Genomic DNA, 21890 nt, shown 5'->3' on the forward strand with positions numbered 1-21890 from the left:
AAACCTTATCTCGTGAGCTGCCTCAGTATATGATCCCAGCTTATTTTGTTCAACTAGAGCAGATGCCGTTAACGCCTAATGGTAAGATTGATCGTAAAGCTCTTCCAGAGCCGAAAGATAGTATTCTATCAGGAGTTGAGTACGTTGCGCCACGAACGGAAACGGAAGAGAAGCTAGTTTTAATTTGGAAAGCCGTATTGAATCTAGATACCATAGGAGTGAAGGACAACTTCTTTGAACTCGGAGGTCATTCTTTAAAAGCAACCACTCTGGTATCAAGAATTCATAAGGAAATGAATATCGACCTACCGTTACGAACGGTGTTTCAATCTCCTACTATAGAAGATATGGAGGAAGTAATTTCAGAGATGGAACATCAGCAACATGTTTCCATTCCTTTGGCAAATAAAATGGATGTGTATCCCGTTTCATCTGCACAAAAGAGATTATATATCTTGCAACAACTAGAAGGTGCTGAAATAAGCAATAATATCCCAGCAACGCTAATCGTTCATGGTGCATTAGATGTGGAGCGCTTTGAGCATGCCTTCAGACAATTGATTGCTCGACATGAAATTCTGCGTACTAGTTTTGAAATGGTAGATGGAGAACCTGTGCAACGGATACATTCAGAAGTTTCCTTCTCAATAGAACATACTCAAGCTGGAAAGGCAGATGAGGAGCAGGTAATTGGTAGCTTTGTCCGTGCCTTTGATTTAGAACAAGCACCATTACTTCGAGTCGGACTACATGAATTAGAAGAAGAACGTCATATCTTAATGTTGGATATGCATCATATTATCTCGGATGGCGTTTCTATGGAAATTCTAATTCAAGAGTTTGCCCAGTTCTATGAAGGGAAAGAATTGCCTCCACTATCTATTCAATATAAGGATTACGCTGTTTGGCAGCAATCGGAGGTACAAAGTCAACGAATGCAGAAACAAGAAGCCTATTGGTTAGATACTTTTGCTGGGGAAATTCCAGTGTTAGAAATGCCAACAGATTATTCGCGTCCTGCTGTACAAAGTTTTGCAGGGGAAACCATTGAGTTTGTCATAGATTCGTCAATCAGCAAGAGCTTGAGAGAAATAGCTAGCAAAACCGGAACAACACTCTATATGGTCTTTTTAGCGGCATATAAGTCCTTATTATACAAATATAGTGGGCAGGAAGATGTGGTCGTAGGAACCCCGATTGCTGGAAGAACAAATGCAGATTTAGAACCGCTTATTGGGATGTTCGTAAACACATTGGCTATTCGAAGCTATCCATCAGGGGAAAAGACGTTCATGGAGTTTCTTGAAGAAGTCAAGAAAACAACATTACAAGCCTATGAAAATCAAGAGTATCCGCTGGAAGAGCTGATCGAAAAGTTAAATATCGAACGCAGCTTAAGCCACAATCCATTATTTAGTACCATGTTTGTTCTGCAAAATATGGAGCAGGATGAAGTGGAACTTAAAGGTATAGACCTCCAGCCTTATCCACATGAGCATCATGTTTCAAAATTTGATCTGACTCTTAATGTAGTCGAAGAGGAAGAACAATTTGTATGCAGTATTGAGTACGCAACGGCTTTATATAAGAAAGAAACCATTGTTCATATGGCGGAACATTTTATTCAATTGGTTCAGAGCTTGGTCAATCATCCACAAGAGAAGCTGATGTCCTTGGAAATGATCACAGCAGATGAGAAGAAGCTGCTTCTATCAGAATTTAATGATACAGCAACTGCATATCCAAGAGAAAAGACCATCTATCAGTTGTTTGAAGAACAAGTAGAGAGAACTCCAGAGGCGATTGCTCTTGTCTTTGAAGGACAACAACTAACCTATCGTGAACTTAATGAACGAGCGAATCAGCTAGCTCACAACTTAAGAGAATATGAAATACAAGCGGATCAACTCGTTGGAATTATGGTAGAACGTTCGCTAGAAATGGTCATTGGAATTTTCGCCGTTCTAAAAGCTGGAGGAGCTACTTACCAATTGATCCAAGCTATCCTGAGGATCGTGTGCGTTATTTACTCGAAGATAGCCAATGCAGTTATATGTTAACTACATCCAAGTGGAAGGAAAAAATAGTTGGTGAAGTGACAACAATTGATCTTCATTCATTTGATTCTAGTAAATATAGTACTAGCAATTTAGAGTCGATTAACACTTCTGAACATTTGGCTTATGTCATTTATACATCGGGTACTACAGGTAATCCAAAAGGGGTTATCGTAGAACACCAAAGTGTAGTGAATTCTCTACTATGGAGGAATACAGAACTAGGATTAAACGAGAAAGATAGAGTATTGCAGCTGTTTTCTTTCTCATTTGATGCTTTCGTTGCGAGTTTGTTTAGCCCGCTGCTGTCAGGAGCAAGTGTTTATTTGCTTGGAGAACAAGAGGCACAGGACCCCATAGCTTTAGCTGGGACCATTACCAAGCAAGGGATTACTCTTTTCTTAAGTGTACCTAGTCTCTATACTGCCTTATTGGATATTTTAGATCAGAAACAGGCACCAAATCTTCGAGCTATCATTTTAGGAGGAGAAGGCATTAGTCAGTCATTAATCGAAAAGAGCCATCATTTCCTACCACAGGTACAATTGGTTAATGAATATGGACCGACAGAAAATAGTGTCGTCACAACCTTTGTTCGCAATATCAGTCAAGGTGAAAAGCAAATCATTGGTACTCCAATCTGGAACAATCAAGTCATGATCATGAGGGGACATAAAGAGCTGCTGCCTGTCAATATCCCAGGTGAGTTGTGTGTAGCTGGTGTAGGTTTAGCCAGAGGATACTTAAATAAACCTGAATTAACTGCGGAAAAGTTTGTCGAGCATCCATTTAATCAGGATCAGCGTATGTATCGTACTGGTGACTTAGCACAATGGCTGCCAGATGGGAGCATTGAATATTTAGGTCGTATCGACCATCAAGTAAAAATTCGAGGATATCGTATTGAACTTGGGGAAATCGAAGCACAGCTATTAAAAATAGGCGTATTAAGGGATGTTGTTGTCACTGATTTAGAAGATGAAACAGGTCAAAAGTATCTATGTGCCTACTACACTCTGAATCAAGAATACAGTGTGAGTCAATTGAGATCAACCTTGGCACGAGATCTGCCAAACTATATGATCCCATCCTACTTTGTACAGCTTGAGCAGATGCCATTAACTCCTAATGGAAAAATTGATCGTAAAGCCCTGCCAGAACCAGATGGAGCGATCCAAACAGGTGCGGAGTATGTAGCACCTCGAACGGAGGTAGAAGAAAAGCTCGTCGAAATATGGAAAACAGTGCTTGGTCTACAGATGATAGGAGTAAAGGATCATTTCTTTGAACTCGGAGGGCATTCCTTACGAGCTACGAACTTGGTTTCTAAGATTCACAAAGAAATGAATGTGAATCTGCCACTAAGAGTCGTCTTCCAATCACCTACTGTAGAAGCCATGGGTGAAGTCATTACAGGAATGGAGCAACACACACATATATCAATACCAAGCGCAGAGATAAGGGATGTCTACCCTGTTTCTTCAGCACAAAAACGCTTATATATCTTGCATCAACTAGAAGGAGCAGAATTAAGCTATAATATGCCATCTCACATGATTCTAAAAGGTTCTTTAGATCGTGAACGCTTAGAAGAAGCATTTAGGAAATTGATCGTCCGTCATGAAACCTTACGAACGAAATTCGAGATGGTAGGTGGAGAACCCGTACAAAAGATTCTTTCAGAAGTTCCTTTTCACGTAGAATATCTTCAGGCAAGTGAAGAAGAGGCGGAAGATTGGTTGATCGCTTTGTTAGAGCTTTTGACTTAGAAAGAGCTCCATTACTACGAGTAGGAGTGATTCAGCTTGAAGTAGATCGGCATATCCTGATGCTAGATAAGCACCATATCATTTCCGACGGTGTATCGATGGAGCTTCTTACTCAAGAATTTATGCGCTTGTACGCCGGAGAAGAATTGCCATCTCTTAAAATTCAGTATAAAGATTATGCCGTATGGCAGCATTCGCAGGTACAAAGCGAACGTATGAAACGTCAGGAAGCCTACTGGTTAAAAGCTTTTGCTGGAGAGCTTCCGGTGTTGGAATTGCCTACAGATTATGTGCGTCCAGCCGTGCAAAGCTTTGCTGGAGATCTATTCGAATTTACAATTGACTCAACCATTAGTGCGGGGCTTAAGCAGATCGCCACAGAAACAGGGTCAACCTTGTATATGGTCCTATTAGCCGCCTATAAGTGTCTATTGCATAAATATAGTGGTCAAGAGGATATTATTGTGGGGACCCCCATTGCTGGAAGAGCTCATGCTGACCTTGAACCATTGGTCGGAATGTTCGTCAACACCTTAGCGCTTCGAAGCTACCCATCTGCTGAGAAAACATTCATGGAGTTCCTGCAGGAAGTGAAAGAAATGACACTGCAATCATATGAGAACCAAGAGTATCCATTTGAGGAATTAGTAGAGCATTTGAATGTAGAAAGGGACTTAAGTCGAAATGCCTTGTTTAACACGATGTTTACACTCCAAAATACGGGTCAGGAAGAAGGAGAGCTCCAGGGATTGCGATTACAAGCATATCCACAAAAGCATACCATCTCAAAATTTGATCTAAACATTAATGTAGTAGAGTCAGAAGAAGGAATGTTGTGTAGTATTGAATACGCCACTTCATTGTATATGAGAGAAACAATAGAGCTTATGGCGGAACATTTCACTCAATTAATGAAGGATGTTATCAACGATCCACAAGAGAAGCTATTAAATCTGGAAATGATAACAGCAGGAGAAAAGACTCAAATTCTGTCTGTATTCAATGATACAACAGCAGATTATCCAAGAGAGAAAACCATTCATCAGATGTTTGAAGAACAAGTGGAACGAACTCCTGACGCTATAGCTATCGTCTTTGAAGATCAAGAAATGAGTTATCGAGAGTTGAACGAAAGAGCCAATCAGCTTGCACGAACCTTAAGAGCGAATGGGGTATGTGAAGACCAACTGGTGGGAATTATGGCAGAACGTTCTCTAGAGATGATGATTGGAATCTACGCTATCTTGAAGGCAGGTGGAGCGTATGTTCCTATTGACCCGACACATCCAGAAGAACGTATTCGCTACATTATGGGGGATGCAAATGCCGATATCCTACTTGTTCAGAAACACTTACTAAATAAAGCGGCATTTGATGGACTTTGCATCATCTTAGAAGACGAAGCATCCTATCATGAGGATCGCTCAAACTTGGGTACTATGAATCTTTCAAGCCATCTTGCCTATGTCATCTATACTTCTGGGACCACAGGAAATCCAAAAGGAGTTATGGTGGAGCATCATTCTGTGATAAACCGAATTTTGTGGATGCATGAGCAATATCCAATTTCAGCAAGTGACACGATTCTCCAAAAAACAGCGATCACCTTTGACGTATCTGTTTGGGAATTGTTCTGGTGGTCAATGGTCGGTTCCAAGGTCTGCTTACTCTCTGTCGGAGGGGAAAAGAATCCTAAGGTCATTCTAGATACCATTGCTCAGCATAAGGTCACAACGATGCACTTCGTCCCTGCTATGCTTCATGCTTTCTTAGAATATCTAGAGCAACAAACAGGACAAGAACTGCAAGAAAAACTGATTTACTTACGCCAAGTGTTTGCTAGTGGAGAAGCTCTAACGCCATCTCATGCAAATCGCTTCCAGCAGCTTGTCACACCGATCAACCAAACCAGATTGATCAATTTATATGGACCTACAGAGGCGACAGTGGATGTTTCCTTCTTCGATTGTCCATTAGATGAGAAGGTGGAGAGTGTTCCAATAGGGAAACCAATTGACAATATCCAGCTCTATATTGTTAACGCGAATAATCAATTACAGCCGTTTGGTGTTGCCGGTGAACTATGTATCGCTGGGGTGGGACTTGCACGTGGATACTACAACCGTCCAGAGCTTACAGCGGAGAAGTTTGTACAGAACCCGTTTGTTCCGGGAGAGCGTATGTACCGTACGGGAGACTTGGCTCGTTGGTTATCAGATGGAAACATCGAGTATTTAGGACGGATCGATCATCAGGTGAAAATTCGTGGATTTAGAATTGAACTTGGAGAGATCGAAGCCAAAATCTTAAACCTAGCAAGCATTCAAGAAGCGATTGTGACTGACCAAGCAGACAATACAGGGCAAAAATATCTTTGCGCATACTTCACTGCTACCCATGAATGGAATGTCAGTGAGCTTAGAGCGGCATTGGCTCAAGAACTACCAAGCTACATGATCCCATCCTATTTTGTACAGTTGGAGCAAATGCCATTATCACCAAATGGGAAGATCAATCGTAAAGCCTTGCCAAAACCAGAGGGAAGCATACAGACAGGAACTGAGTATATGGCTCCTCGTTCAGCGGTAGAAGAAAAACTAGTTCAAATCTGGCAGGACATACTAGGAGTAAAAACGGTAGGGATCAAGGACAACTTCTTTGATTTAGGAGGACATTCCTTACGAGCAACCACTCTAGTAACTAGAATGCATAAAGAGCTTAATGTAGATGTACCGCTTAGGGTCATTTTCGAATCACCAACTGTGGAAGCCCTAGCGAAGGTGCTTCCAGCAATGGAACACCATGCGCATATATCCATTCCAATTGCTGAAGAAAGAGAATTCTATCCGGTATCGTCAGCACAGAAACGATTATTTATTCTTCATCAGCTTGAAGGAGCAGAATTAAGCTACAATATGCCAACCATTATGAAGATAGAAGGGGCATTAGACCGAGCAAGATTGGAAAAAGCATTCCGTCAGTTGATGGTACGCCATGAAACATTACGCACTGGCTTTGAAATTGTAAGTGGAGAACCGGTACAACGTATCCATTCAGCGGTATCCTTTGAGATTGAATATGTAGAAGCTAGAGAGGACGAAACCGCAGAAATTTTTGAACGTTTTGTCCGTGCATTTGATCTAGAGAAGCCACCATTACTAAGGGTAGGAGTGATTGAAGTAGGAGAAGAGTATCAGCTTCTCATGCTGGATATGCATCATATTATTTCCGATGGGGCTTCTACAGATCTTCTGGTTCAAGATTTTGTTCGCTTTTATGAAGGGGAAGAGGTTGCACCACTACGTATCCAGTACAAAGATTATGCAGTATGGCAACAGTCTGAGGAGCAAAGTGAGCGGTTGATAAAACAGGAAGGCTACTGGTTGAATGCTTTTAGCGGAGAGCTCCCGGTCTTAGAAATGCCTACAGATTATGCTAGACCAAGCGTGCGTAGCTTTGAAGGAGACACCTCTAAGTTTGTCATTGATGCCGAACTCACAGAACAAATAGAGAAATTGACAGAGAGTCATGGGGCGACAATGTATATGACGCTTCTAGCCGCCTACAACATCTTGCTTGCTAAGTACAGTGGTCAAGAAGATCTTGTCGTAGGAAGCCCAATTGCCGGTCGAACACATGCAGATCTAGAGCCGATTATCGGAGTATTTGTCAATACGTTAGCCATGCGCAATCAGCCATTGGCTGAAAGAGCCTTTCATGAGTTTTTAATGGATGTGAAGCAGAATGCCTTACTAGCTTACGAAAATCAAGAATATCCATTTGAAGAACTTGTAACGAAACTAAATCTACAACGTGATGTTAGTCGCAACCCATTGTTTGATACCATGTTTTTATTGAACACTACTGATGAACAAGAAGTACAAGCTGAAGCATCGCTTTCCGTTGTTCCATCCTATAATCAAACCTTTGCTAAATTTGATCTTTTACTAGGGATGAGCATAGAGAATGGAGAGATTAACGGAGAATTTGAATATTGCACTAAGCTGTTCAAAAAGAATACAGTAGAAAAAATGTCCCAAGATTTGTTGTTCATATTAACGCAAATTGCTCAAGATCCACAAATCAAATTAAAGGATATCAAACTAAGTGGCACTGAAAACAATAGTGAAGATTTAGTAGAGTCAGTTGAATTTATGTTTTAGATAGTAGAGTGTGTAAAATAGAAAGAATTACAGGAGCGAAATCAATGCAATGTTATAGTTGCATAGGTTTCGCTCCTTCTAGTTTCATTACTCTGTCTACCTGCTTATGCTGAAGAAACTGGAGAAGGTGTTTCATTTCTAAGAAAATCGTAGTCATTGGATCATAGAGTAGTATTTTCTCATGTTATAATTGTAGATAGTCAAACATACTAAAGATAAAACATGTATAGGAGTTGTTAGAAACCGTGTGGGAATTATTAATAGTGATGATTGAACGTTTAGGGTTAATTGTCGCTGTAGCCTTTATAATGACTCGTTTTAAATCTATTCGCGACTTAATTGAATACAGGGAGATTTCGAAAAGACACCAAATAAGTGTTATTATTATGTTCGGAATATTTGGTATCATCGGAACTTACACAGGTTTAACTGTTAACGTAGAAACTGGAACATATAGCCGATGGGTTTTAGAATTAAGTCAAGAAGAGGCCATAGCCAATGCCCGTGTTATTGGAGTTGTAGTCGCAGGCTTATTAGGCGGGTGGAAGGTAGGCTTAGGGGCAGGGTTAATCGCTGGGGTTCATCGTGCTTTTTTAGGTGGTTTCACAGGGATTACTTGTGGCTTAGCTACAATTCTATCTGGAATTCTGGCTGGTTACTTTTATAAAAAAAATAAAAAGAATAATCGGATGTTATCATTACAAACAGCCTTATTTGTTGGAATGCTTGCGGAAACATTACAAATGGGATTAATTTTACTCATTTCAAGACCGTTTGAACAATCATGGAAACTAGTTGAAAGCATAGGGTTACCCATGATTATTGCCAATGGGATTGGGGTGGCCATATTTATATTGATCATCCGTAATGTCATTAATGAGGAAGAAAGAATGGGTTCACTTCAAGCACAAAAAGCACTTAAATTAGCAGATTTAACGTTAAAATACTTACGAGGTGGATTAACAGAAATGTCTGCCCAACATACGTGTGAAATCCTATTGAAGGAAATTAATGTTGTAGCTGTTTCTTTTACAGATAAAGACAGAGTATTAGCCTTTCTAGGCATAGGTGCAGATCATCACTTGAAAAGTGAAGTAATAAAAACAGAGGCCACTAAAAGAGTGTTGAGAAATGGACAACTAGTGATCGCTAACTCTGAGGAAATTAATTGTTCGTTTAATGACTGTCCGCTACGAGCAGTCGTGATTGCCCCTTTAAAAATTAAAGAGGAAACGATAGGAACCATTAAATTTTATTTTAAGTCGGAAAAAGAAATTTCACCTATGATTGTCGAATTTAGTAAAGGGCTCTCTACGTTATTAAGTCATCAGCTAGAACTTTCAGAAGTTGACCGTCATTTAGAACTAGCCAAACAAGCAGAAATTAAGGCGTTACAAGCACAAGTAAGCCCTCATTTCTTATTTAATGCTTTAAATACAATCGTTGCTTTAGTACGGACCGATCCCTTGAAAGCTAGAAAGCTATTAATTTCGCTTTCCCATTTCTTTAGACAAAACTTGACTGGGACGGATGTTACTGAAACCACCTTAGAAAATGAATTAAAACATGTTAGCGCGTATTTAGAAATTGAAGAAGCCCGCTTTTCTGATAAATTAACTGTTCAGTATAAGATTGATCAAGGAGCATTATCTTGCAAGGTTCCACCCATGACATTACAACCTATAGTAGAAAATGCGATCAAACATGGAGTGAAAAAATTAACTGATCAAAGCAAAATCGTGATAAAGATCATAAAAGAAGAAGAGAATGTGTGTATTTCTATCATTGATAATGGCATCGGAATTGATCATGAGCGTTTACGTCATCTTGGAAAAGAGAAAGTAGCTTCACAAACTGGGACTGGGATTGGCTTGTATAACATCATTCGCCGCTTACAAATGATGTATGGTGATGAGGTGAAATTAGAAATTAATAGTGACAAAGGGATAGGAACAACAATTTTCATTCAAATTTCTCAAAAGAAGGGGGCTTAATCTGATGAAACAAAAAATTACTACAGTCATTATTGATGATGAGCCATTAAGTAGAGATGAATTGAAGTTTTTACTAAAACAATATAGTGAAGTAGAGATTGTTGCTGAAGGAGATTGCGGTGAAAAAGGATTAGAAAAAATTATTATTAATGAACCAGACGTTGTTTTTCTTGATATTGAAATGCCTCAGATGTCAGGGATCGATTTAGCGAAAGCGATTCAAAATATGAAGAAAGTGCCGTTAATCATTTTTGCAACGGCCTATCCAGCGTATGCTGCCACAGCCTTTCGTGTCCAAGCTCTAGACTATTTACTAAAACCATTCGATGAGCAGCAGGTAGGGGATACCATCAAGAGAATTAAGGAGCGATTACAAATTACGGATACAAAAGAGCCTCCCCCTTCGATAATAGCCAAATTAGCCGTAGAAGATGATGGTCGAATTGTTTATTTATCTCCTAAAGACATTACCTACCTCTTTCGTGAGGAGAGGGAAACAGTCATATGTACTGAAGATGGAAATTTCAGTTCAAAAATGACAATCAAAGATTTAGAAGAAAAGTTAAAAGGATATCCTTTCTTTCGCACCCATAAAAGTTATCTTGTAAACTTGGACAAGGTAGAGCAGCTCATTCCTTGGTTTAACCGAGCTTATCAATTGAAGGTTATTGGGAAAAAAGAAGTGATTCCAGTTAGTCGTAATTACGTAAAATCATTAAGAGAGCACTTGGAATTATAAGATAATTATGAAATAAAATTGTGCATGATAAACAGAGCAAAGAGCATGTTAGCAACCACTTCATACACGTTGACACGAAAACGTCACATTTCAGCTGTGTAATGCTACAATGTAAGCGTATTCAATTCATGTATTGGAAGAGGTGCTGGCTAATGATAACGTTTTTAGTTTCAATTGTACTTTTAATTGTTGGTTATTTTACGTATGGCAAGGTAATTGAGAAGCTTTTTGGTGTAAAAGAGGCTAGGCAAACACCGGCATATTACATGAAGGATGGAATTGATTATATTCCTATGGGAACAAATCGAAACTCGCTCATTCAACTTCTAAATATCGCGGGTGTCGGTCCGATTTTTGGTCCAATTATGGGGGCTCTATATGGTCCAGTAGCCTTTATTTGGATTGTTGTAGGCTGCATTTTTGCCGGGGCTGTCCACGACTATTTAACCGGAATGATATCTATTCGTAATAACGGAGCCCACTTACCACAGCTTGCGGGCAGATTTTTAGGGGCTACTATGAAGCATGTTGTGAATGCCGTTGCTGTTTTACTTTTACTTCTTGTTGGAACCGTATTCGTAACGGCTCCTGCGGGACTTTTATTTAATTTAATGAATGGTGCAGTTGCTTTAGCTATTATTGTAGGTGCTATTTTTGTTTATTATATTCTTGCAACCCTATTACCAGTTGATAAAATTATCGGTAGATTCTATCCGATTTTAGGAGGACTTCTATTAATTAGTGCTGTTGGTATTGGAGGAATGCTTGTCATTACCGGAGCTCCTATTCCTGAATTAACGTTACAAAACATGCATCCCACAGGAGCGGCAATCTTTCCATTGTTAATGATCACCATTGCTTGCGGAGCGATTTCAGGCTTCCATGCAACACAATCACCCATTATTTCACGAACACTTCAAAATGAGAAGAATGGAAGAAAAGTATTTTATGGCATGATGATCGTCGAAGGAGTTATTGCTATGATTTGGGCAGCAGCTGCCATGAGTCTTTTCTACGGAACAGACCTGAGTGCTCTTATCGCTCAAGGTGGAGCTGGACTTGTTGTAAGGGAAGTTTCATTCACATTACTAGGTGCCATCGGTGGAACGTTAGCTATTCTAGGAGTCATCGTACTTCCGATCACTTCAGGAGACACCGCATTCCGTTCTGCACGAATGATTATTGCTGAGTATATCAACGTACCACAAATGAAATTAGCAAGTCGCTTATGGATTGCCTTACCTTTATTTGCAATTTCATTCGTCTTGACAAAAATGGATTTCACCATGCTCTGGAGATACTTTGGAGTAACAAATGCGGCAATTAGTGCAATCGCTTTATTTGTTGGAGCTATGTATTTAGCCATTCAATATAAAATGCATTGGGTTGCTACTATTCCTGCTACGTTCATGACAATGGTTTCCTTAACCTTTATTTATAATGCGCCAATTGGTTTTGGGTTGCCAATGTCAACAGCATATATGGCTGCAGCAGTAAGCACAGCTGTGATTCTGGCGTTATTCGCTTACAAAGTTAAATTAAATCGTCAAGAAGCAAACTTTAAAATTGATGCAGATGAAAAGAGAGCCGCTTAATAAATAGAAGTATTATATTTGGAACATCTTAGCTTTAGATTAAATCTTATAGATTTGTTTGCTGTAATCCTTTCAGTATGAAATAATATGTTTTATCTCGATACTTGAAACAAAAGAGCGCATGAAGAGTTATTCTGTCTTATTTTGCGCTTACCCAGGAAATGATAAAGGGAAATGACATGATAGGAGTCAAACAATCATGATTGTGATTCTAGCAGAAAAACCAAATGTAGCTGAAATGATAGCAGCAAGTCTAAAAGAGATCCGTCTATCCAATGGGGAAATTCTAGAGAGTAAACATTTAGATCAGCCTAAATACCAAAAACTCATCAAAGAAGCTAGAAAAGAAGGGTACTTTAGAGGCACTAAACACATTGTGACTTATGCTTATGGACATCTTCTTACCTTAAAGGAACCAGATGAAATTGATAGAAACTTAGCTAAATGGCAGATGGATACCCTTCCATTCCATTTTAATGAGATTCCCATTAAAGTGAATTACGGTCCAAGAGGAATAAGTAAAAAGCAATTGGATATTATCAAAAAGCTACTGAATGATCGAAGTATTACGAAAATCTTTGTTGCCACTGATCCAGATCGAGAAGGGGAGAATATCTTTCGTTTAATCTATCAGTACACGAAATGTATAAAGCCTTTTGAAAGACTTTGGATCAAGGATTGGAACGAATACGGTATCATCGAAGCGTACAAAAACCGTAAACATGGGCAGGATTATCATGGTTTAGCAGATGCGGCAAGATGTCGACAGGAAGCAGACTATCTAGTAGGAATGAATCTGACACGTGCTATGACTCTCAAATACGGAGGATTTAAGAATGTTTTAAGCATTGGAAGAGTTCAGACCCCAACCTTAGCGATTCTAGTTAACCGTGAAAAAGAGATCCAACATTTTATTCCAGAAGACTTCTGGACCATTAAAGCTGTTTTTCAACATCCTCATGGCAAATATGAAGGAGGGTGGTTTAAGGGAAAAGAGGATCGTTTTACTGAAAAGGAAAAGGGGGAAGCCGTTCTTCAGCAATTGAAAGGGAAGGATGGAATCCTAACAGAAGTGAAGGTAAAAGAAGAGCGGGAGAGAAATCCACTGCTTTTCAACTTAACAGGCTTGCAAAAGGCTGCTGGTAAGGTAACCGGGTTATCACCTGCCAAGGTACTAGAGGTTGCACAAAAGTTATATGATGAGTATAAACTCATTACATATCCACGTTCTTCTAGTAATTACATTGCGACAGGTACAGGAAAAAGTCTGCGAAAGAGACTCGAAGTCCTTGCCACCGCCTTTCCACACTACACAGATAAAGCTTTACAAAATAACTGGAATATGCAGGCTTATTTTATAAATGACAGTAAAACAACGTCCCATGAAGCGATCATTCCAACTCTTCGCTCACCTCAATTAGCGAAGCTTTCCAAACAAGAGCTTGCTGTCTATGAAGTGATTGTAAAACGTTTTGTGTCAAGCTTTTATCCAGTCTGTATCTGGGAGCAAACAACCGCAACGACAAGTGTAGGTAGTGAAACCTTTAAATCTAGTGGAAAAACACTAAAACAAGCAGGTTGGCGAGAAATAGAAGGAATCCCTAAATCCAATGTCTTACCTTCGATACAGGTACATGATGCAGTAAAAGCTATAAAATTTAACTTAGAGGAGAAAAAAACACAGCCACCCAAAAGAATTCTGGAAGAGGACATGCCTAGCATTATGGACAATGCTGGGAAGTTCATTAACGATGAAGAGTTAAGAGAGCAGTTAAAGGGAACAGGAATTGGCACAGAAGCTACTCGATCCTCTATTATTGAAGAGCTTGTAAAACGTGGATACGTTCGGCGAGAAAAAAAATACCTGGTTCCCACCGAGGAAAAAGGAATGGCATTATTTAAAGTTCTACCAGTAGAAATTCTAAAATCTGCTGAAATGACGGCAGTCTGGGAACAAAAACTAGCAGATGTAGAAGCAGGAAAAATAACCAGAGCTCAATTTATGGAAGAGATGAAAACAGCCATTTCTCAAATGGTTAATGAAGTCAAAAGTTCTGAAGGAAGCAAGCTGTCTAGTGTAACCTCCACCTATACAAAAAGAGATGTAAAGGCTGGTAACAAGCCACCCTCCAATAAAGGGACAACGACTCGCACACCAAAATCACCTACTGAGAAAAACACGCTTTGTGTCTGTCCCAGCTGCGGAAAGCAAGTTCTAGAACTAGAAAAATCGTTCTCTTGTACAGGCTGGAAAGAGGGATGTAAAGTAACGATTTGGAAGAATGCAATGGAAAGGTTCGGGAAAAAGAAGATAACGAAAACAGAGGCCAAGCAGCTGCTAACGAAACAGAAAACAACAAAAAAAATAAAGCTCCATTCTCCTACAAAAAACAAGGATTATGAAGCCTATCTTATTCTGGATCAAGACTACCGTGTGAAGCAGTCCTTTGATTAAAATATAAACAATGCTAGTCATATGAATATTGGACCTTATCACAGCAGAAATGTTCAACTCACCTGCTTGAATAGGAGGGAGGGCGCTTTCTAATTGAAAGGATGCTGCTTGATATGGGACTGGTCCAATCCTTGGAATTTCCTCTTCTACTTTCAGTGGATATCTATGGAGAGTTCCTCCTAATGAGGTTGCGATCGTCATGGCTTTATTTCTTGCGTTTTTTACAGCTAGAGAGAGGGCTTGATGATAGTAACCATCAGAATTCGAAACTTTAAATTGAATCATAGACACGGAATTAGCCCCACTATTGACTGCTGTATCAATTACCAGTCCTGTTTTCTCCATATTGTCTATCGTTACTTGAAGAAGATGTGTTACTTGATAGCCTATTAAGCTAGATTTTCCTTCCTCATAGTGATACTGTGGCTCGATTCGATAAACCGCGGTTTGAATTTGTTCCTTCGCTATGTTTAACTTGAATAAGGATTCCAGTACATTTGCTATGATCTTTGAGTTTTCTGCTTGAGCTATGCTTAGTCTTTGATTCTCAGTAATGGCTCCAATCATAATTTCAGCTAGGTTTGGAGTAACCGCAATGCTTCCTTCGCCAGTTACCTCAATCACCTTTTCTTGATTATGTATCATAGAAGGATTTGATCTTGATTTAAATGAAGAGTGTTGTTGAAAATACATATGTGAAGCACTCCTTTCTAGAACGAAAGTAATAGGTAAATCACACTGACATATCTGATGTTTCAGATTGGACAACATTCTTATCTACTTCTGGGACAAAGGACAGAATAGCAAAACCTATAATGAACAGAATGACTAGACTAAATACACCGCTGCTTGAATGACCAGTAAGCTGAGCGGTCATGGCAACCAATAAAGGCCCCATGATGGAAGCGAATTTGCCAAAAATATTATAAAACCCAAAATATTCACTAGACTTTTCCTTAGGAATCAACTTGGCAAAATAAGACCGGCTTAACGCTTGAATCCCGCCTTGTGAGGTGGCTACAAGCATGGCTAATATCCAGAAATCTAGAGTTGTTTTTAAAAAGTAAGCATAGATACAAACGCCAATGTAAACCAATATTCCGACATACAGCATGATCTTGCCACTAAATTTCTGAGCTAATCTCCCATAAAGGATAGCGAAGGGAGCAGCAACAACCTGTGTAACAAATAAGATAATCAGCAGATTCGTCGCACTGATTCCTAAATCACTGCCATATGCTGTTGACATCGTAATAATCGTGCCCACACCATCAATATAGAAGAAATAGGCTAACAAAAACAAAAATAGGGCACGTTGTTTTCTAATTTCTTTGAAGGTTTTAGCTAAGCGTTTAAAGCTATTAACAATAGGTTTAGCTTCTCGCTCGATATAGTACTTCTGTTGAACGTTTCTTAGCATTGGAATGGTAAATAGCCCCCACCAGACAGCGGTAATAAGAAAAGCAAGTTGACTAGCTAGTGTTGTTGAAATGGGGATCATCCATTCTGTGCTAAGATGATAATCAAAATACTTATAATAAAGGGGATGGTACTTCCTATATAGCCGATGCCATAACCGCGAGCTGACACTTGATTCATTCGTTTTTCTGACGATACATCAACAAGAAAAGCATCATAGAAAACGTTAGCACCAGCAAAGCCAATCGTCGAAAAAGTATAACAAATGAGCAATAAGATCCACTGATCACTTGGAATAAAAGCTAAGGAAGCTGTAGATAAAACTCCCAGTATCAGAAAGAATACAAAAAACTTCTTTTTATAGCCTCGATAATCCGCAATAGTACCTAATATGGGCCCAAGCATAGCCAAAATAAAGGTAGCAATTGCAATGGTGTAGCCTAAGTAAGCAGTCGAATTCGCTGCACTCACACCGGCACTAGTTGCAGATGCTTTATAAAATAGGGGAAAGACAGCAGTAGTAATAATAATTGAATAAGCTGAATTTGCCCAATCGTAAAGCATCCAACTATTCTCTTCTTTTGTGTATCCTTTCATCAACATAGCCTCCTTAGAGAAAACAAGTATATCTAACATTGTACTAGAAAAAAGGGGAGAGTGATTGAAAATTCTAAATTTTAATGGATTCTTTACAAATAATGAATGGACTTGTTCTTGACTAGAGGTAGGCTACATGATAAGTATAGTGTAAGAATATGATCAATTTTTCGATAACAGTACTCACTTGCTTTCTTTATTTATCTAAAAGCTTGTATTGAATGGATTTTTACTAGTATGAAGTTATAGGAAGGGGAGAGTTAGACATTAAACATATGCATTCACCTTTTAATAAAGTGATAGAATCAGAACAAGTGCTGAGAGAATTAGTAGGATTTCCTAGTGAGATGGTCAGTAAGAAAGTCATTTCCAAAATAGATGAGCATTGCCGCCGTTTTATTTCTTTATCTCCATTCGTAACCATGGCTACATCCGACCAAAATGGATTGTGTGATGTTTCTCCACGCGGGGATGGACCAGGCTTTGTTTATGTTATTGATGAACAGCATCTTGTCATTCCAGAAAGACCTGGGAACAAGCGAATGGACTCCTTAGTAAATATTCTAAAAAACCCTCATATTGGACTCTTATTTTTCATCCCTGGTTTAGGAGAAACCTTAAGAATCAATGGAGAAGCAACTTTAATTCAAGATGAAGAGTTCCTGAAAAAGATGGAAGTAAAGGGGAAGCGCCCTTTATTAGGAATTGGTGTAACCGTGAAGGAGTGTTATATTCATTGTGCAAAAGCTATTTTGCGCTCCAATTTATGGATTCCAGAGTCTTGGTATAAAAAAGAGCAACTACCCTCAGCAGCACAAATATTAAAGGATCATGTTAAACTTACTGAATATAAAACGGAAGAAATTGAAGCCATGCTTCAAGAAGGGTATAAGAAGAATCTATATTAGTCAGTATTTAAACATTTGTTTAAATTGAAAGATATCGTTTCTATGCTTAATCGATTGAGTAGAAAGAAAATAATCTTGCGAATAGGTGAATATCAGGTAATAAGAAGAGGGAGCACTGATTTAGTATTAGTGCTCCCTTTATGGTGCTATATAGAAAAAATATCATTTAGCTTAGGTAAACTTACTTGCAGGATAGTGACACTCTACGGAGCGTTTATTGAGTAAGTCATGATGAACCGGTACTCTGGTAATGAAGGAGAGATATAAAATTTAGAACCATAGGAGGTTTGTCAAAAGTGAAAAAGGCTCTAGTGATTATTGACATGCAGGTAATGCCTTTTGTCTGGAAAAAGTACGGTGGAAAAACTCTTTATCAGGAAGAAAAATTAATAGCTAATACAATGCTCCTAATTGAAAAGGCTCGAAAAAGTCATTCTCTAGTAATATATATAATGTTTACGGAGGCGGAGGGATCTTTACGGTCTGAAAATCAGCCATTATGGCAAATAATAGACCAGATTGCACCTGCTGCACAAGATCATCTTATTATCAAACATCATGCGGACTCATTTCTTGAATCTGAACTCAATATATTACTACGCAAACATGCTATCGACACTTTGGTTATGTGTGGAGTTCAAACTGAGTATTGTGTGGATACTACTGTAAAAAGTGGGTTTTCACATGGTTATAAAGTGGAATTAGCATGTGATTGTCACAGTACCTATGATTCTGAGGTATTGACTGCGGAGCAAATAATACGCCATCATAATAGCATTCTTGCTCAATTTGCTACTATACTTCACACCAATGAAGTTCTGTTTTAAAAGACCAGATTATAATTGTTGTTGGAATTAACGGAGCATATTAGTTCAACAAATAAGCGGCAGTCTTGGACCCCATCATCAAGTCCTAGGCTGCCGTTTATTTTAAGTACTGGTCAGATTTTTGTAAAAAAACAAATTTTTTTACGGTGAAATTTTACCTATTTTACCTAACTGAAAAGCTCGTAGTTCCCGAACTTCCTGAATAACCTGACTTGGACGATGTCGCTTGAACTTGGTACGTTCCTATTGCCGTATAGAACGATGTACTTACTGTCCAAGAAGCCACTCCCGATGCATTTGTCGTTGCTGAGCCCGATAATGTCGTTCCATTTGGACGAGTAATGGTAAATTGTACGGTTGCTCCCTGCAATGCCTGATTGTTATGATCTTTTACTGTAGCAGAGAGTGTCACGTTTTCTCCTCTCGTATAAGAGCTTTTATTTGTCGTCGCGGTAGTGGTAGTAGTATTAGGATCTTCATTATTACCTCCCGCGGCTAGTACTGCTGCATGAGCATCGACAATCCCATAACCATACTCGTTGAATGACCCTGCATTTTGAGCCGTATTTCTTAAAATATTGCGTGCGTCATTAACAGAAATGCTAGGGTTTACTGATCTAATTAATCCTGCTACACCTGCAACATGTGGTGTAGCCATCGAAGTACCAGAATAGGTTCTGTATTGGTTATTTGGAAATGTGCTGTAAATATTAGAACCTGGTGCCATTACTTCAAGTCCTGTGCCATAGTTAGAGAAGGAAGATCTTGTTCTATTAGATGTTACAGATCCTACGGCAATTACACTGCTATATGCAGCTGGATAGGAAATGGTGCCTCTTGAATCATTTCCAGATGCTGCTACTACAATCGTTCCTCTTGCCACAGCCGTAGCGCAAGCCTCATCCATTCCTTGATTATAGCCGCCACCGCCTAAAGACATGTTGATCACATCTGAGCCAATGCTGGAAGCATACAAGACTCCTTGTTGAACCCCATACGTTGATCCTCTACCGTCGTCCCCTAAGACCTTTACAGGGATTAATGTTGCATTCTTCATCACTCCAGAAACAGAGCCATAACTAGCAATCGTTCCAGCTACATGCGTTCCGTGCCCTTGAACATCCATTGTTGTACCGCCTACAAAAGTTCTTCCTAAACCTGTATTAACAAAGTTTCTTAAGTCAACATGATTATGATCAATCCCAGTATCTAATACAGCTACTTTTACATTGCTAGATCCTTGATTAATGGTCCAAGCTTGAGGGGCTTTGATCATCTCATAATGCCATCTTTGGTTGTTGTGCATTTCCATTCCAATTTCTGATGTTGTGATCTCATCTGTTACTTGGTCTAAAGAAGTAAGCACTTCATAAGCCTCCATCATGTAGTTCTCAGATACATATCGAACCTTGTAACCTAAATCTTGTAAAACATGTGTTAAGTATTTTTTTGCTTCTTCGATAGATTTATATTCTTTATGAGAGTACTCTACTAAATAGACTAACCCCATATTCTCGATAACTTCAGCCTGAAAATCATTACTGAAAGCTTGAACGGAGAAATCATCTCCTTCTGCTAGAAGAGAGTCTACTATAGCAAACCCTTTATCTTTTAAGGTTGTCGCTTGCATAGTGACATCGCCTGTACTAGCCAGTGAGAAACTAGCATCTGCCTCTACTGAAAAGATTAACTGGCCTTCAACAAAATCTGCATTCTTTAACTCTGAGGATAATGTCGACTCATTAGCAAAGGAAAATCCCGTAAACATGGATAGAATAAGAGTAGCGATCAAAACAAATGAAAACCATTTTTTCATTTATATTTCCTCCTCAAATTAATTAAATTATTTTGCTCTAGCCGCTTGGACTGCTGCATAAGCATCGACAATCCCATAGCCATATTCATTGAAATTACCAGCATGATGCGCCGTATTTCTTAAAATAGTGCGTACATCGTTAACAGATATATTTCGATTCACAGACCTCATTAATCCAGCGATCCCAGCAACATGAGGAGTAGCCATGGAGGTTCCAGAATCTGTATAGAATCGATTATTTGGAAACGTACTATAGATATTTGAACCTGGTGCCATTAATTCTAATCCAGTACCGTAGTTAGAAAAATCAGATCTTGTTCTATTTGCTGTTACTGAACCTACAGCAATCACACTGCTATAAGCTGCTGGATAAGAAATACTGCCTCTATATTCATTTCCAGTAGCTGCAATGACAATGCTTCCTCGAGCTACAGCTGTACGGCAAGCTTCATCCATTCCTTGATTGTAGCCACCACCACCTAGAGACATGTTAATGACATCTGAACCTATGCTAGAAGCGTGTAAAACTCCTTGTTGGATTCCATATAATGACCCTCTGCCATCATCACCCAATACTTTTACCGGAATTAGGGTCGCATTTTTCATCACTCCCGATACAGAACCATAACTAGCAATCGTTCCAGCTACATGCGTTCCATGCCCTCGAACATCCATGGTCGTTCCACCTACGAAGCTTCTTCCTAAGCTCGTATTGACAAAGTTTCTTAAGCTTCCGTGATTGTGGTCAATCCCGGTATCCAATACAGCGATTTTAACAGCACTTGAGCCTTGAGTAATGTTCCAAGCTTGTGGAGCCTTGATCATTTCATAATGCCATCTTTGGTTGTTATGCATTTCCATCTCAATTTCTTCAGTTGTTATTTCTTTCGTGATTTGGCTTGCTCTATCGACCGCGGGACGAGCATCAAAAGCCTGCATCACATAGTTTTCAGATACATAACGGACCTTGTAACCTAAATCTTGTAAAACATTGGTTAAATACTTTTTTGCTTCTTCAATAGATTTGTAATCCTTCTCTGAATACTCCACTAAATAGACTAATCCCATATTCTTGATAACTTCAGCCTGAAAATCATTACTGAAGGCTTGAACGGAGAAGTCATCTCCTTCTGCGAGAAGAGAGTCTACTATCGCAAAGCCTTTATCTTTTAAAGTTGTCGCTTGCATGGTTACATCGCCCGTACTAGCTAGTGAGAAACTAGCATCTGCTTCTACTGAAAAAATCAATTGTCCTTCAACAAAGTCAGTATCTCTTAACTCTAAAGAAAATTCAGATTGATCTGCATAAGAAAATCCTGTAAACATTGTCACAACTAATGCCATAATAAGTACTGTACTGAACCATTTTTTCAATGACACAACCCCCATTGTTAATTAATAGTTAACCCAATCGCGAAGAACACCACTCAACACGGATTAAAACCTGTTTCGTTACCCATATGTCCCACGGTGTTGAAAGAACTCAAACATGCAAATCCCTCCTTTTGAATAATTTAGAAAATATGAAATATACTTTCAACTAAATTTTAA

The 21890-nt window shown here is 39.1% G+C and carries 10 protein-coding genes and 4 pseudogenes; 10 read left to right on the plus strand and 4 right to left on the minus strand.

The window, feature by feature from the left end; genetic code table 11:
- From JCM10596_RS31610 to JCM10596_RS03110, 8 genes and pseudogenes are all read left to right on the plus strand, one after another.
- A pseudogene (locus JCM10596_RS31610) lies at positions 1-1700 on the plus strand (condensation domain-containing protein); the annotation flags it as partial.
- Between the two features lie 129 nt (positions 1701-1829).
- A pseudogene (locus JCM10596_RS31615) lies at positions 1830-2962 on the plus strand (non-ribosomal peptide synthetase); the annotation flags it as partial.
- Positions 2963-3031: 69 nt separating this feature from the next.
- Positions 3032-3826: pseudogene (locus JCM10596_RS31620) on the plus strand (condensation domain-containing protein); the annotation flags it as partial.
- Positions 3793-7989, plus strand: a complete 4197-nt coding sequence (locus tag JCM10596_RS27415) for a non-ribosomal peptide synthetase (protein WP_051541154.1) — start codon at positions 3793-3795, stop codon at positions 7987-7989. The pseudogene JCM10596_RS31620 and the gene JCM10596_RS27415, both read left to right, overlap by 34 nt.
- Positions 7990-8234: 245 nt before the next feature.
- Positions 8235-9983 carry a sensor histidine kinase gene (locus JCM10596_RS03095; protein ID WP_025025881.1) on the plus strand — a complete coding sequence of 583 codons (1749 nt, stop codon included), beginning with the start codon at positions 8235-8237 and terminating at the stop codon, positions 9981-9983.
- A gap of 4 nt (positions 9984-9987) precedes the next feature.
- Positions 9988-10722: a LytR/AlgR family response regulator transcription factor gene (locus JCM10596_RS03100; RefSeq protein ID WP_025025882.1), complete on the plus strand. Its 735-nt coding sequence runs from the start codon at positions 9988-9990 to the stop codon at positions 10720-10722.
- A gap of 152 nt (positions 10723-10874) precedes the next feature.
- Positions 10875-12317 (plus strand): carbon starvation CstA family protein, encoded by a 1443-nt coding sequence (locus tag JCM10596_RS03105; RefSeq protein WP_025025883.1) that lies wholly within the window; start codon positions 10875-10877, stop codon positions 12315-12317.
- A gap of 199 nt (positions 12318-12516) precedes the next feature.
- Positions 12517-14772 carry a DNA topoisomerase gene (locus JCM10596_RS03110; protein ID WP_025025884.1) on the plus strand — a complete coding sequence of 752 codons (2256 nt, stop codon included), beginning with the start codon at positions 12517-12519 and terminating at the stop codon, positions 14770-14772.
- Here the strand turns inward: JCM10596_RS03110 and JCM10596_RS28560 are convergent.
- Both JCM10596_RS28560 and JCM10596_RS23550 read right to left on the minus strand, forming a co-directional pair.
- Complete coding sequence (locus tag JCM10596_RS28560) at positions 14656-15465, minus strand: SIMPL domain-containing protein (protein WP_159102298.1); 810 nt, start codon at positions 15463-15465, stop codon at positions 14656-14658. The two genes, JCM10596_RS03110 and JCM10596_RS28560, sit on opposite strands and share 117 nt — an antisense overlap.
- 40 nt (positions 15466-15505) lie before the next feature.
- Positions 15506-16788: pseudogene (locus JCM10596_RS23550) on the minus strand (MFS transporter).
- 275 nt (positions 16789-17063) lie between these two features.
- On the opposite strand from JCM10596_RS23550, the gene JCM10596_RS03125 reads away from it, so the two are divergent.
- Positions 17064-17696 carry a pyridoxamine 5'-phosphate oxidase family protein gene (locus JCM10596_RS03125; protein WP_025025885.1) on the plus strand — a complete coding sequence of 211 codons (633 nt, stop codon included), beginning with the start codon at positions 17064-17066 and terminating at the stop codon, positions 17694-17696.
- Positions 17697-17992: 296 nt separating this feature from the next.
- Positions 17993-18523 (plus strand): cysteine hydrolase family protein, encoded by a 531-nt coding sequence (locus JCM10596_RS03130; protein WP_025025886.1) that lies wholly within the window; start codon positions 17993-17995, stop codon positions 18521-18523.
- 163 nt (positions 18524-18686) lie between these two features.
- Here the strand turns inward: JCM10596_RS03130 and JCM10596_RS03135 are convergent, their stop codons facing one another.
- Both JCM10596_RS03135 and JCM10596_RS27420 read right to left on the minus strand, forming a co-directional pair.
- Positions 18687-20339 carry a S8 family serine peptidase gene (locus tag JCM10596_RS03135; protein WP_025025887.1) on the minus strand — a complete coding sequence of 551 codons (1653 nt, stop codon included), beginning with the start codon at positions 20337-20339 and terminating at the stop codon, positions 18687-18689.
- A 27-nt stretch (positions 20340-20366) separates the two neighbouring features.
- Complete coding sequence (locus tag JCM10596_RS27420) at positions 20367-21713, minus strand: S8 family serine peptidase (protein WP_025025888.1); 1347 nt, start codon at positions 21711-21713, stop codon at positions 20367-20369.
- Between the last annotated feature and the right edge of the window lie 177 nt (positions 21714-21890).

It is taken from the genome of Caldalkalibacillus mannanilyticus JCM 10596 (assembly GCF_000615945.1).
In the GTDB taxonomy this organism is placed as follows: Bacteria; Bacillota; Bacilli; order Caldalkalibacillales; family JCM-10596; genus Bacillus_AT; species Bacillus_AT mannanilyticus.

Coding starts and splice junctions, on each gene's coding strand:
- JCM10596_RS03100 (WP_025025882.1), top strand. CDS start 9,988: ATGAAACAAAAAATTACTACAGTCATTATTGATGATGAGCCATTAAGT.
- JCM10596_RS03105 (WP_025025883.1), top strand. CDS start 10,875: ATGATAACGTTTTTAGTTTCAATTGTACTTTTAATTGTTGGTTATTTT.
- JCM10596_RS03110 (WP_025025884.1), top strand. CDS start 12,517: ATGATTGTGATTCTAGCAGAAAAACCAAATGTAGCTGAAATGATAGCA.
- JCM10596_RS28560 (WP_159102298.1), bottom strand. CDS start 15,465: ATGTATTTTCAACAACACTCTTCATTTAAATCAAGATCAAATCCTTCT.
- JCM10596_RS03125 (WP_025025885.1), top strand. CDS start 17,064: ATGCATTCACCTTTTAATAAAGTGATAGAATCAGAACAAGTGCTGAGA.
- JCM10596_RS03135 (WP_025025887.1), bottom strand. CDS start 20,339: ATGAAAAAATGGTTTTCATTTGTTTTGATCGCTACTCTTATTCTATCC.